This window comes from Flavobacterium sp. FG139 (assembly GCF_057809695.1).
Genome location: NZ_JBMDKL010000011.1, coordinates 115,343 through 129,791 on the forward strand (window position 1 = coordinate 115,343; position 14,449 = coordinate 129,791).

9 protein-coding genes, 1 tRNA gene and 1 pseudogene are annotated in these 14,449 nt (G+C 36.0%); 2 read left to right on the plus strand and 9 right to left on the minus strand.

Features of this window, described 5'->3' with window-relative positions:
* The first annotated feature begins 99 nt into the window (after positions 1 to 99).
* The gene (locus ACODSI_RS10920) at positions 100 to 1,194 is read left to right on the plus strand and encodes an acyltransferase family protein (protein WP_488916889.1); all 1,095 of its coding nucleotides are present in this window, start codon (positions 100 to 102) and stop codon (positions 1,192 to 1,194) included.
* A gap of 87 nt (positions 1,195 to 1,281) precedes the next feature.
* Here the strand turns inward: ACODSI_RS10920 and ACODSI_RS10925 are convergent, their stop codons facing one another.
* The 3 genes from ACODSI_RS10925 to ACODSI_RS10935 all read right to left on the minus strand — a co-directional run bounded on the left by ACODSI_RS10925 (position 1,282) and on the right by ACODSI_RS10935 (position 3,584).
* Positions 1,282 to 1,722, minus strand: a complete 441-nt coding sequence (locus ACODSI_RS10925) for a hypothetical protein (protein WP_488916890.1) — start codon at positions 1,720 to 1,722, stop codon at positions 1,282 to 1,284.
* Between the two features lie 201 nt (positions 1,723 to 1,923).
* Positions 1,924 to 2,325, minus strand: coding sequence for a low affinity iron permease family protein (locus ACODSI_RS10930; protein WP_488916891.1), 402 nt, complete (start codon positions 2,323 to 2,325; stop codon positions 1,924 to 1,926).
* Positions 2,326 to 2,429: 104 nt separating this feature from the next.
* Positions 2,430 to 3,584, minus strand: a complete 1,155-nt coding sequence (locus ACODSI_RS10935; RefSeq protein ID WP_488916892.1) for a hypothetical protein — start codon at positions 3,582 to 3,584, stop codon at positions 2,430 to 2,432.
* Positions 3,585 to 3,813: 229 nt separating this feature from the next.
* Here ACODSI_RS10935 and ACODSI_RS10940 point away from each other — a divergent pair, with 229 nt between their 5' ends.
* Positions 3,814 to 4,512: a DUF1826 domain-containing protein gene (locus ACODSI_RS10940; protein ID WP_488916893.1), complete on the plus strand. Its 699-nt coding sequence runs from the start codon at positions 3,814 to 3,816 to the stop codon at positions 4,510 to 4,512.
* Positions 4,513 to 4,596: 84 nt separating this feature from the next.
* Here ACODSI_RS10940 and ACODSI_RS10945 read toward each other — a convergent pair whose 3' ends face one another.
* From ACODSI_RS10945 to lolA1, 6 genes and pseudogenes are all read right to left on the minus strand, one after another.
* Entirely contained in the window at positions 4,597 to 8,640 is a 4,044-nt protein-coding gene (locus ACODSI_RS10945; protein WP_488916894.1) for a fibronectin type III domain-containing protein, read from the minus strand.
* 137 nt (positions 8,641 to 8,777) lie between these two features.
* Positions 8,778 to 10,484 (minus strand): helix-turn-helix domain-containing protein, encoded by a 1,707-nt coding sequence (locus ACODSI_RS10950; protein WP_488916895.1) that lies wholly within the window; start codon positions 10,482 to 10,484, stop codon positions 8,778 to 8,780.
* Between the two features lie 111 nt (positions 10,485 to 10,595).
* Positions 10,596 to 10,680, minus strand: a tRNA-Ser gene (locus tag ACODSI_RS10955).
* A 145-nt stretch (positions 10,681 to 10,825) separates the two neighbouring features.
* Positions 10,826 to 11,956, minus strand: a complete 1,131-nt coding sequence (ribB, locus tag ACODSI_RS10960; RefSeq protein ID WP_488916896.1) for a 3,4-dihydroxy-2-butanone-4-phosphate synthase — start codon at positions 11,954 to 11,956, stop codon at positions 10,826 to 10,828.
* Positions 11,957 to 12,372: 416 nt separating this feature from the next.
* Positions 12,373 to 13,800: pseudogene (locus tag ACODSI_RS10965) on the minus strand (LptF/LptG family permease); the annotation flags it as partial.
* 6 nt (positions 13,801 to 13,806) lie between these two features.
* A complete protein-coding gene (gene lolA1, locus ACODSI_RS10970; protein ID WP_488916897.1) occupies positions 13,807 to 14,448 on the minus strand; it encodes an outer membrane lipoprotein periplasmic chaperone LolA1 in 642 nt (213 codons plus the stop codon).
* Position 14,449: the final 1 nt, after the last annotated feature.

The window sequence follows — 14,449 nt, forward strand, 5'->3', positions numbered from 1 at the left end:
GGTAAACTACGAGCACAAGATTTATACTTAACCTAGATTAAGAAATTAAATTCCTTAAAATGCGCTATATTTACGCCCTTTAAGTAGCGTAAAGCTTGCATGACAACAAACCCATCGACACCAAATCATTTTAAAGCGCTTACCGGAATTCGGGCCATAGCTGCCATTATGATTTTTGTGTACCACAATCGAAAGTACTGGAAAGACGACTTGCATCCCGAAGTATTTCGTTTGTGCAATGAATTCAATTTGGGCGTACAATTGTTTTTTGTGTTGAGCGGATTTCTAATAGCTAAAAGCTACGGAAGCCAACCCATGCAATCCGTTTCCAAGTACCGCGGTTATTTTATGCAGCGTATTGTGCGGATAATGCCCTTGTATTGGCTTTTGTTGACACTTTATTTTATAGATCCTGCATTTGGAAAAAATCATTTTTTACTGCCACATTACTTTTTATTACAAGGATTTTCAAATACACATTCGTTAGACGCTATTGCACAATCGTGGTCACTAACTGTAGAAATGACTTTTTATGCTTTTGCACCATTTTTGATGGTATTACTTCAAAAACACCTCAAATATTTACTACTATTTTTATTAGTTTTACTTGCTAGTATGCTTTTCATAGGATGGTTTTGGACCACTTACGGTTCCAATTCAGGTGGATACCTTACGCCAGTTCATTTTGTGGTTATGAGCACTTTTGCCGGACAATCAGTGTTATTTGCCGCAGGAATGTTTTTAGCACACTACCCAAACTTTTTCAGCCGCTTGCCTTTTGCAAAATACGCCACAACTCTTGGTGCCTTTGGTTTTATGGTAAGCTTATACATTATTGGATTATTTCAAGAACGGAGAACCGACCACGGAACCAATCATTGGCAAGGTGAATTATTATTTTTTACAATTGTGCCCATTTGTATTGTTTTACTCTTACACGGATTAATGCATCAACGAACTTATTTGCAGCGGTTTTTGTCTTCCAAATTGATGGTGTTTTTAGGCAATGCTTCCTTTGCATTTTATCTGGTTCACATTAGTTATGTCAATCTAAAATTGAAATCGTGGATATTTTTTTCCGATCGAAATTTCATCCTACTTTGGGTAGTTTCTATTGCCTTGTATTACGGTTTTGAAAAACCTATTTATGCGTGGTATAAATCAAAGGTAGACGTCTCGTTAAAAAAGGTGTAGCTATTATTCAATCAAGTAAAAAATAATAGCTTTATATATTATCTCTAATACACTTTTATCCGATGATCAGAGGCCTAATTTGTAATTCTACTTTTTCTCGCCATTAAACAACTTCATGCGTTCGCCTTGAATAAACATTTTTTCGGAGTTAAAATGAAGGGTAAACTCTACGGCATACCAAGCCATTTCGCCATTTTCAGCACCATCGGTAAAACTGTACCATAAAGTATAAGCAGCGCTATCAAAGCCTTTAATGAATTTGGGTTCACCAGTTTCGTTACATTCTATTCCCCACACCACAGGTCGTTGTGGCTGGTCGTGCAATTGATAAACGCCTGTGCCGTTAGTATTAAGCACCACTTTAGGTTCGCCACCTTCAAACAAGTAGGTACCCGTTATAGGAAAATCAACTGTTGTAGTATGGTAATGCACACCCGATTTAGTATTGATTTTGGTCACCGAATTTTGTCCAAAACCTTTTATAGTAATAGTTAATAAAACAAGAAGTACTACTTTTTTTAAGCTCATAGTGGATCGTTGTTGGTTTCTAAAAGTTTTTAAATGTATAAAAATTTCTTCAACAATCTAACATTTCTAAACCTTGTGATTGGCATTTAATTAGTTTGTTTTAAAACAATTTCTATGTTATAATTGTTTGATAATCAATTTAGAAATACTAATTTAAAATTAAGGGAGTCTTTTTTATAGCTTTAAAAAAACCTAAAGTCGCTACTTCTTTGTTTCTTTTTCAATAAATTTTTCAATTTCAATAATCTCTTCGTCTATGTATTCTTTGACCAATTCGGTAATTTCACTTTCGGTTTTTTTATGGGTATTCAACACCGAATTATTGGCTTCTAGATTACTGGACACCAATTCATTTAATTTCAAATTAATCAATGCCGAATAGCGGTTGAACGATTTTTGTATCAGAAATAAACTCAAAAACGTAATCCCAAAAATAATATCACCTATATTTTGATGCCAATCATGGGATGTAAATAGGTTAGTAGCCCACCAATAAATCACCAAACACAAGGCCACTAAAAAAGTAATGGTTTTGCCTAGAACTTTTGTCGCTATATCCGTTAAGGCTTCAAATTTCTTTTCAATTTTTAGCATCTTACTCATGATTGTAGTGTTTATTGGTTACACCACATCATTTGATATAGCATCAATACAAAGGTGATTATAATTCTACGATAAAACATCATTTTACCAGTTTATTAATCGTCCTACTTTATTTTCATAATGGTCGTTAACGTCACAAAATCGCTACCATTGTTATCTGTTTTTAAGCGTTCTACACTGATGTTTAACGTATCATTAGTATAGAATTTGGTACCCATTTCAAACACAATGTGTTCTTTGGCAGAGACAGCCGTCGCTTTTTGTTGTAAATCTTTAAACCCTAGTTTTTGCAGTTGTAACGGAAAAGTAAAGAAATCGGTTGAAAGGTATTTAATCGTGTTGCCTTTCACAATTACCGCCACATCACGTTTGCTGTTGCTCCACATTTTTTTATAAAAATCAAATTCCCAACCATACGAAATGGCGTTCAAGGCAGCTGTAATTTCTGCCTCTTTTTTACCAAATAAAGTAAATAAATCGTTTACTTTCAAAGCGCGTTCTTCCGAACCCATTAGTTCTTTCACATTCGAATCAAAGCTCAACAAATCAATATTATTAGGGTTAGACTTTGAATAAATCATTTTCACGTCTTGTCCCAAATAATATTTTTCAAATTCGTATTTCGAAACATCTTTGTAAGCAATTACTTTTTGACCTTCTACGGTTTCAAATTCGACTACCAGTTTAGAAAAATTTACTGTTTGACCTTTAAGGTTGGTGAGATCTGTTCCGCCACCAGAGATGATGGTACCTGTTACTTCAACCTTATTTTGTTTCAATAGTTCTTTGGCCGTCGAATCAAATTTGGAAGATAAAATAAAGAAGAACACCATCGAAGGAAACAACGCAATGGTAAACAACAACGGATAATTGATGGTAGGTGTAATGATGGTTTCATTAGATCGGTTGGCCCAATTGCCATAAAACACAATCGCCAACAATCCGAAAACACTAATTAATAATGAACCTACTAACGGTAAAAAAACTTGGTCACCCGATTCAATTTCAGCTGGTAAGTAGCCATAAAACAGCACTATAGTCAGTAACGTTAACAACGTAAAGGTACCAAATAGCAGCAAGCTTTGACGCGTATTTTTACTCCGTGTATCGTGTTCTAGTTGGTTTTTAGCCTTTTCAAAAAGAGCTTTAAAATTTGAAACATCCACATTCCTACGAATTAGATATTGCTTGATATCAAATTCTTGGTAATTGGCTTCTAGTTTTTCTATAATGAGCGCTATAATTTTTTCGTTTTCCATATATCGAATTCACTGTATTGAAATAGGAGTGCAAGTTGGCTGCCTAAAAGTAGCATCAAACAAAAGTAAATGTTTGTCACGTAATTTCGAATACGACTCATAAAATAAAATAACCAAAAGGTTTCTTTTTCAGGATTTAGACCACTACATAGTTCCCAAATTATTCACTAAAATAGGCTACATCGCACTACAATTCCGTAATTTTACACCTTCAAACCAACGCAATACTATGAATCCTAGATTTTCTAATCACCCACACATTGGTATGGTAAACACTTTTTCTGAATTGGTGCACACCGATTTTGCAGGAACGACCAATGCCTTGTGCTGGCATCGAAAATTAGAAGGCGATTTCAAAGAGATTGTTTCTCAGCTACAATTAAAAGAAAACATCACCGAAGTAACACCACAAGACCTTTTAACGCTCCAACTCACACAACAAGGAGCAATCGCTCGTGAGATTATCTTAAACGACTTAAAGGAGTTAACCGATTTTGGAGCGGCACCTGTACTTAATTTACTGAAATGCTACGAACGCGATACTGACTTTGATTTCATATCCACAGACGTCTATTCGTTTCATGTAGACCGTTCACCCATAGCTACCGACACGTTTTTATGCACCTACCACGGAGCAGCAAGTGATCTCATTGCCAACGATCAAGCCATTCAAAAAGCGCTGATTCCCGAAATTCGTGAACAACTAAAAGTGCTCCACAACGGTCCAGACAACCAATTTGAAGATTTTCTAAAAGAAAATTATTTCGATTTGCATTACCAGCCATTGCCTAATGCTATACCTACTAACTTAGGAATAGGGCACCTCTGGCGTTTGGCGGTAGACCATCCCAACCAAAACGTACCGCCGTGTATTCACAGAGCACCAGTAGAAAAGGATGGAGAATATCGGTTGTTGTTGATTTGTTAAATTTAATCTCTCAAGATGTTAAAATAAAAATCCCAAATTCCACATGAATGAAATTTGGGATTTTTAAAATAAAGGAATAAAAATTTACAGCTTAATAATTTTCACTGTTTTAGTTTCAGTACCCGAAGTAATTTTTACTAAATAACTTCCGGCAGACAAATGAGCTACATCTACAGAGGCTTCATTGCTGTTCACCGATTTTGAAATTAATTCTTGACCTAAAAGATTACAAACCGATACTGATGAAATCGTTTGGCCTAATGAGATCGTAAATACAGCACCTACAGGGTTAGGATACAGCTTTATTTTATCCATTAAAAATGTTTCCGTTCCAAGCGTTTGCGTGGTAAACGAACCGCCCGAAACCCAGTTGGTTTGCGTGTTTCCACAAATAGATTTTACCCAAAAATAATAGGTGGTGTTTGGTGATAAATTGCTTAAAGTTACAACCGTATTGGTTGTAGTTCCAGTGATGGCTGCCGTAGAAAACGGATCGTTAACCGTGCTGTAACAATATACATAGCCATTGCTTGGTGCAGGTGTGGGTGTTATCCAGCCGATATTATTAGTTGTCGAACCTAAACCATCATAAAACAGTTGTGTTGGAGGATTACAACCTGAGGCTGCAGGCGTAGTAAACGAACCACCCGAAACCCAACTGGTTTGCGTAGCACCACAATTCGATTTTACCCAAAAATAATAGGTAGTATTTGGCGATAAATTGTTTATCACGGCAAAGGTATTGGTTGTAGTTCCTGTAACAGCAGCCGTAGAAAATGGATCGTTAACCGTACTGTAACAATATACATAGCCGTTACTAGGCGCTGGTATTGGTGCTGCCCAGCCAATGTTCACCGATGTTGCTGTTAAACCATCTGTAAACAATTGTGTAGGAGGAAAACAAGCATTAGTGGCATACGTAGTAAACGAACCACCCGATACCCAACTGGTTTGTGTAGTACCACAGTTCGATTTTACCCAAAAATAATAGGTAGTATTTGGTAATAAATTGCTAATCGTGGCAAAGGTATTCGTTGTAGTTCCTGTAACAGCAGCCGTAGAAAACGGATCGTTAACCGTACTGTAACAATATACATAGCCGTTGCTTGGTGCAGGTGTTGGTGCTGCCCAGCCAATGTTTATAGAGGTTGACGTTACCCCATCGGTATACAATTGAGTAGGAGGATTACAACCTGTTGGTGTAGCACAAGTGATGTAACGAATTCTAGAAGTACCTTGACTACCACAATTGGCACTGGTACTAAAGTAATATCTGATAACACCAGTAAAATTAGAATTCCATGTTACTGGAGTTACTCCACTATCCAATACAGCGGTTCCACCAGCATTCGTAATCGTGATATAATCAGTAGTAGTAGAACTTGTAAAAGTATATTGTTTGTTGATCAAAATATTTACATTAGAATATTCTCCAGCATAAGCATTGTTAACAATTTGTTCCGAACTACCAGTACAAGAAGGAGTAAAAGTGATTTCAGGATACAAGCCATACACAGCACCATTACAATTTAATGGAGTTAGTGTTGTAAAACTTCCTCCAGAAACCCAATTACTTTTTGTGCCATTACAATTAGATCGTACCCAATAAAAATAGGTAGTTGATGCCGTTAATGGATTTACGGATGCTATAAAAGTGTTTGTAGTACTGTAGGTTGCAGTTGTTCCGCTTACAGGAGCAGTATTTGTTGTAGATAAATATACCTCATAACCCGTAGGTGCAGTTGTTGGTGGTGACCAAGTAAGTCTGCACGAATTTGAGGTTATATTCGACACTGCTAAATTGCTAGGCACTCCACAAGAAGACGCTAGGCCCATGCATTGAATATATCGTATTCTGTTGGTGTTTTGTGTACCACATGAAGCATTGGTATTGATGTGGTATCTAACCACTCCAGAGTAGGTGCCCGAAACCCAGTTAAGCGTTGTGGTTCCTGAGGCTAACACGGTATCTCCTAAAGCATTGGTTACGGTAATATAATCTGAAGATACAGATGTAGAAAAAGTATATTGTGTATTAGCAACTACATTTACGTTGGCATATTCGCCAGCATACGCATCGGCAACAATTTGTTGCGAACTACCCGTACAGGTTGGCGTAAAAGTTGCTTCTGGATACAAGCCATTGGTTGCACCGTTACATACAAGTGCGGCAAGTGTTGTAAAACTTCCTCCAGAAACCCAAGTACTCTTTGTTCCATTACAATTAGAACGCAACCAATAATAATAAGTCGTTGCGGCCGATAATCCATTCAATACTCCCACACCTGCCGTTGTACTTGTTACAGTTGCTGCGGTAGCGGCTGTAGGTGCCATATTGGTGGTAATAATATAAATGTCATAATTGGTTGGTGCGGTGGCTGGTGCTGTCCAGTTCAATCGGCACGAATTAGATGTAATATTCGTAACCGATAATTGCGAAGGTACACCACAACTTGATGTTGCAGCACATTGCATGTATTTTGTTCTATTGGTGTTTTGCGAACCACAATTGGAGTTAGAATGTAAATAATAGCGTACCACACCAGTATTTGTTCCCGATGACCAGCTTAATGGGGTTAGACCACTTGCCAAAATTGCAGTTCCTGCATTGTTAGTGATGGATATAAAATCAGTACCCACTGAAGAAGAGAATACATATTGTTGGTTGGAAGCAATGGTTACATTAGAATATTGTCCTGCAAAAGCAGTAGCGGTAATGGTTTCGGGACTACTAGTACAAGTAGGTGTAAATGTAGTATTAGGAAACAAACCATAAATAGCGCCATTACAACTAAAAGATTGGTTGACTGTGAAAGAGCCACCTGAAGCCCAAGCACTTTTTTCAGTACCACAATTAGATCGTATCCAATAGTAGTAAGTAACGCCAGCCGTTAAACCATTAATGTCTTTAGTGGTAGTAGTGTTAGTGTGTGTTGGGTTACTAGTAGCTGTCGGAGCTGTATTGGTAGTGATGATATAAAGATCATAACCACCACTTGGGGCACTAGTTGGTGCCGTCCAAGACATTCGTATGGAATTGGAAGTAATGTTGGCTACAGCCATATTAGTTGGTGGAAAACAAGTAACAGACGAGGTAACACAATTTACATATTTATTGCGCGTACCTACCATAGAAACACCATAACCACATTGCGCATTGTCATGATTATAAAAACGAACCACCCCAGAAGTACTTGCAGAATTCCAGCTTAAAGGTGTTGAGCCAGTTGCATAAACAACAGTTCCTAAAGCATTGGTAATGGTAATAAAATCACTGCCATTATTGGTTCTAAAAACATACTGAGTATTAGCAACAACTGCAACATTAGAAAAACTACTACTTCTTACGTCAGTAGCAATCCACTCATCGCTACCTGTACAGTCTGGTGTAACGGTATACGAAGGATTAATGCCATTATAGGCACTATTACAAAGCAATGAGGAGATTGTGGTAAAAGTTCCACCATAAATCCAAGGTCCTTTTTGATAATCACATTCAGAACGAAGCCAATAATAATAAGTTGTATCGGGATTTAAACTGGAAACGAAAACCGAAGTTGAAGTAGGTGTAGACGTACTAATTGGTACGGATACACCCGGTGTCGCTGATGAAGTGCTTACATAAGCATTATAGCCAAAGTAAGGCGTAATAGCTGGAGGTGTAAAGTTTAGGGTAGCTGATACCGGTGAAATATTGGTAACAGTAGTAGGAGTAGGGTCTTGGCAATCTTGTGCAGTAACCCAAGTCACGGTTCTTGTTCGTACAAACTGATTGGTAGTTTGACATTGTGCATTTTGATGAATGTAATATCGAACCGCTTGATTGTAAACGGATACAAAACTCACTGGAGTGACTCCAGAGGCAAGTACTTGCGTTCCTGTGTCGTTGGTAATTGTTAGATAATCAGTATTTACCGATGAGGAAAAAGTATAATATCTTAATGCCTCAACATGTACATTAGCATATTGGCCCGTTCTAGCATCAGAGTTGATAACGCCTGTACCAGCTGCGCCAGTGGCTTGATAAATTCCAGCAGGATACTGGGTTCCTGTGGTACATTGAGCTGAAATTTTTGATGCCATAAGAAAGAACACCAAAAAAAAGGATAAGGTAATTTTTTTCCTCATTGTTTTTAAACTTTTGTAATTACTATTAATGATTTGACCAAAAATATTTATTACAAACTGTTTCAACAATTTATGTATATGACTATTTATAAATAAGCATATATATAAAAGCAGGTATAATAATGATTTTTAACGAATTACAAGTTATTTTCTAACTTTTCAATGTAATAATTTGGCGAAAGGCCTGTTTGCTTTTTAAATACTCTAACAAAGGTATTTGCATCTTTATAACCCACTTCTTCAGCTATGGCTTGTAAGGTATATTTACGAAAATAAGGCGCATCATTAAGTTTTTGTAGTGCATATTGAATTCGCAATTCTTGGGTATATTCTGAAAAGGTTTTTTGAATAACCTGATTGAAGTATTGAGATAGATAGGCAGTATTTGTATTTAATTTTTTAGCCACAAATGCCAACTTGAAGTTTGGGTCTAAAAATGATTCTTTTTGCTCCAACTTTTTTAAACCCATCGCAATTTTTTCAATAAGATCCTCGTCTAGTATTTGTTTTGGAAGTGCCTCAGTGGTATTAATTTGCGGCGTAAAGATATCGGAAGTTTTAGTATCTTTAAGGTTTTGGATGATTTTTAAAAAGCGGCTGTGTTTTTCCTTCTGAAGTTTGTAATAATAGTAAAACCCAAGAATAACCATTAGTAAAATAATAGAGAGACTAAAAAGCGATATTTTAAAATAATTCTTTGAAGCAATAATTTTATTAGACTCTTCTTTTATAATATTCAAATCATAATTGTGAAGAAAATTCAAAGATTTACTTTTTATTCCTTGAATGGACTGAATTAATTCTAAACTTTTTTGGGCATAGTGGTAGGCGTTTTTAGTATCTTTTTTTTCATTATAACACTGTGTCATAATGTTGTAGGCCATCAATAGATTTTCTTTTGAAACTTTAGTAATTTGATAGTTTCTAACATATTTATTACAATAGAATAGAGCCGAATCTTCTTGTTTTAAATGATGAAAACAATCGGCCATGCCTAAATCAAATAATTGTTCGGTTCTTATGTTTTCTTGAATAACAGGATATTTTTTTCTTTCTCGGTATAAAGACAATGATTTGACGTAATTCTCAGCTAAAGCGGCACTTTTTGCCTCTCTCATGCACAGCAATGCCTTAGTATAATCTGGATGAAAATTATCTTTTAACATCAATGTTGCTGCCGCATTAAAATAGTAATTGGCAGAATCTAGGAAAACTACTTTTTTTGATTGTAAATAATATTTTTGATAGGCATCACCAATACTATTGTATTTGTCAGCAAACAATTTATTGTTCATTGTCTTTTTTTCTCCGACACCTAATTTCAGATGTGGCGTTGTTTTTAATTCCTTTTTTAATAAAGTAATGCCATCCACATAATCGCCCATAGCTACCTTTATAGTCCCATATTGCTCGTTAAAATGATTGTTGGGCACCTTGTTTTTATATTGATTAAGATACCACAACGCCGTGTCATATTCGCCTAAATTTTTATGGATATAAAATAGTTTGTTGATGCACATGCCAATCAAGTCTTGATACCCTTTACTAGATTTTGGAAGATCACTTTTTTCGATGCTTTCTATAAGTTTAACCAAAAGTTGTTTTGCGCGTATCAACTCAGATTTGTTATAAAAATAATTCGCAACATAGTACCTTCCGTGAAAACGAAACAACTCGTTTTTTGAAGTACTAATTTCTAAAGCGTCATTATAGGCTTTTTCTGGATTTGAAATAAGGTTTTCTTGTAGGCTACGGGTCTTTTTTATTTCAAGATCATTTAGTTCTTGAGCAAATGGTAAAGCGCACGATAGTAGTAGAATAACAGAAAAAATAAATTTGGTCATTTTGAAAATCTAGCTGTTCAATAAAAAACTATAAAATTAAATGAAATGGTCTTTTGACACTGTTTCAAAAAAATAAAAAAACCGATTAGTTTCCTAATCGGTTTTAATCTGCGGAGAAAGAGGGATTCGAACCCCCGGACCTGTTACAGTCAACAGTTTTCAAGACTGCCGCAATCGACCACTCTGCCATTTCTCCAATAAGTCGTGCCTACTTCCGTAATGCGGATGCAAATATAACAACCTTTTTTTGTTTTCCAAATAGAAATCCAACAAAAAAACGATTAATTTGTATGGTGCAAACTAATCGTTTCATTTTCTATACTTTAGGAACGTATTTTTTTTTAATATTTTACGTAATCCGTAATCTCAAGTCCGTAACCAATCATTCCAACACGCTTTGTTTGATGCGTATTGGTGATTAATTTAATTTTTGTAATGTCAATATCGTGTAAAATTTGAGCACCAATGCCAAAATCTTTGGCGTCCATTTTAATTTGAGGTGCATTTTTAACACCTTGTTCTTGTAACGATTTCAACTCTTTCAATCGGTTTAATAAATCTAATGATTGCACTTCTTGATTGATGAATAACACTGCGCCTTTACCTTCGGTATTGATTACTTGGAACATGTCGTCCAATTTCTTATCGGCATTGTTGGTTAGTGTTCCAAGAATATCGTTGTTGATTTGTGTAGAATTGATTCGGGTTAAAATAGCGTCTCCAGCACTCCAACTTCCTTTGGTTAAGGCAATATGCACTTGTTTATTGGTGGTTTGCAGATAGGCGCGTAGTCTGAATTGTCCAAAACGCGTTTCAATTTCAAAATCTTCTTTTTTCACAATCAAGCTGTCATGCTGCATTCGGTAGGCCACCAAAGCCTCAATAGAAACTAATTTTAAATCAAACTTTTTAGCCACATCCACCAATTGTGGTAAGCGTGCCATGGTACCGTCTTCATTCATGATTTCTACAATCACACCAGCCGACTTAAATCCGGCCAATCGTGCAAAATCAATAGCGGCTTCCGTATGGCCCGTTCTTCTCAAAACACCACCTTGTTTAGCTACTAATGGAAAAATGTGTCCAGGACGCGCTAAATCGAATGGTTTAGTGGTTTCATCTACTAATGATAGAATCGTTTTGGCTCTATCAGCAGCAGAAATTCCAGTGGTTACTCCATTGCCTTTCAAATCTACAGAAACTGTGAAAGCCGTTTCCATATGATCGGTATTGTTGCTCACCATGGCGTGTAACCCTAATTCTTTACATCGCGATTCAGTAAGTGGCGCACAAATTAGTCCACGACCGTGTGTCGCCATAAAGTTAATCATTTCGGGAGTTACCTTTTCGGCTGCAGCCAAGAAATCGCCTTCGTTTTCGCGGTCTTCGTCATCAACAACAATGATGACTTTACCTTGACGAATATCTTCTATGGCTTCTTCAATGGTGTTAAGTTGTATAGTATTTGACATTATAAAAATAGTTAGTCGTTGTGTTATAATTTTTGAACTTCAAGTTCAGAGAGTACTTTTTTAGTGTAAAAATAAAGAATTGGATAGAATGGAAAAGCGACCAAGACACTGATGAACAATCCGGGTTCAATAGTGGTTTTTGTTTTAGAAGCTAGGGTAGTAATATTTTTTTGAGCCACATATACAAAATACAAAAAGGCTACTAAAACGATACTTCCTGTAGTGAGTATAATTGTTGTGTTTTTATAAAATAATATTGCTGAAATTGCACACAAAATGGCATACAATGGGAACAGTATTTTTACCGTTTTTTGATAGGCATGTAATTCAAAAGTTGCGTCTTGAATAGGCGTTTCGTCTACCCGTTTTTCTTTTGCAACAGCAGTAGAAGGAGTCGTTTCTATTATTGTTTTAGGTTTTTTAGAAGCGAATAGTTTTTTGATTGGATCGGTTATCACATCAAAAGTGATCATACCACCAATGTCATTTATAGCGCGATAGGTTAGGAGCACGGCTAACGGTGTCAGAATCATAGACGACATCCAAACGCCCATAAAGGCGGGCATTTGATTTTCTTGCGCAACTCTTTTTCCGAAAGTATTAATGAAGTGGAATACAATAAAAATCGCCACTGCGAATACAATGGGCAATCCTAACCCACCTTTTCGAATGATTGAGCCCAAAGGCGCTCCAATAAAAAACATCAAGATACACGAAAAAGCAATCATGAATTTGTCGTACAAGGCTATCCAATGGCTGTTGATGTTTTTAGCTTTCGATTCCATTTCAAAAACCGAACTGTCAATAGAAAAACCCGTATTTTCCACATTGTTAACCGCAACCTTAAAAACTTCTTTTTTCTGAAAAGGATTGAGGTTTTTAAGCACATCGGTTCCTGTAACTTTTTGAACTGGAATGGCACTAGCGCTCGAATAGAACGTATTGGCAACACCGGTTCTCAAATAGATGTTTTCGGCGTATGATTTTAAATCTTTTCTATAATTTTTATTCAAAGAATCAATCGTAAATCGAAGTTCGTTGATGTTCAACATGGTGTTGGTGTTTGAAATATCCACATTGTTCATGTTGTCTTGATTTAATTTAGATAAATCAATGTTAATAACATCGGTCTTAAAAGTGCCTTTAGCAAAAGGAATCTTGTTGCGCTCTTCGTATTTTTTAGGAATAATGTCTTCGTAGTAATTCCCATTAGTCAATACTAATTTAAGAGTATTCGACGATTCGCTACTCACCAATTCGCCTTTTTCTGCTTTAATAACGGTGGTACTTCCTTCACCGTTAGGTAGTTTTCTATGAATGGTAACACCTTTGAGAAAATTACCTTTTTCACCCGATTTTTTTTCTACTTTAATGGTGTAATTCCCAACTTCACTAAACTGACCTTCTGCAATAGCCATGGCAGGCTTTACTTGGGCAATATTTCGTCTAAAATTGATGAATTTATATTCGGCATACGGAATTACATTGTTGGCAAAAAAGAACGAAACAATACTCAAAAAGATGATGAAGATGGTAATGCTTCGCATGGTTCTTTGAAACGAAATTCCAGAAGATTTCATGGCAGCAAATTCATAATTCTCGGCCAAACTACCAAATGTCATGATAGAAGCTAACAATACCGACAGTGGCAACACTAATGGTACAATGCGAGGCATTGAGAATAAAAGGAATTTGATCACTAAAAGAACATCTAAATCTTTACCAGCAAGCTCAGAGATAAACAACCAAACGGTTTGCAGTATAAATATAAAAAACAAGATTACAAATACCGTAGTAAATGTAATCAGGAATGTTTTTAATAAATATCTGTCGAGGATTTTCACTTCCGGTTAATCTAATTTATTGATGTAGTAGTTAGGGTATTTACTGGCTACAAAGGTAAATTGATTTTTTGACAATGGCTGATTGGTTTTGAAAGAATTAACAGTCAAGGTTGTTTTGGTACCGTTTTTACCAATCTCAATCAGATTATAAATGGTTTTTGTTTGGATGTCAATGCCTAATAAAATTTCTTTACGTTGGTCTTTGGCATTCGTAGGCGTTAGTTTGATGTATTGAATTTTACGACCTTTAATATCTTGAAGAATATCCCAAGTGAATTTGTATCCAGTGTTGAAAAAAGTCAACATTTTAGAAGGCGTGATGGCTTTTTCATCGCTGTCATTCACGCTAGAAATCGTTACTTCTTCGTCTTCAGGAACGATGGTATAGGTTTTTTTTCCGTCAAATATTTTGGTCACACCCATAAAGTTTAAAACGTATTTGTTTCCTTGAAGCGTTACGTTTCCTTTACTGTCTTGATTGATGTTTTCTTTGGCGTTATTTAGAGTATATTTAAAGTCAATAACAATGTTGTCATAACTTTTTATTTTAGCCGTTACTTCGTCTAAAAGTGCTTTGGCTTTTTTGTCTTGCGCAGTTGTGGTAAAACCAAAAACTAATAAGAAGGCAATTGACAGAAATTTGTTCATT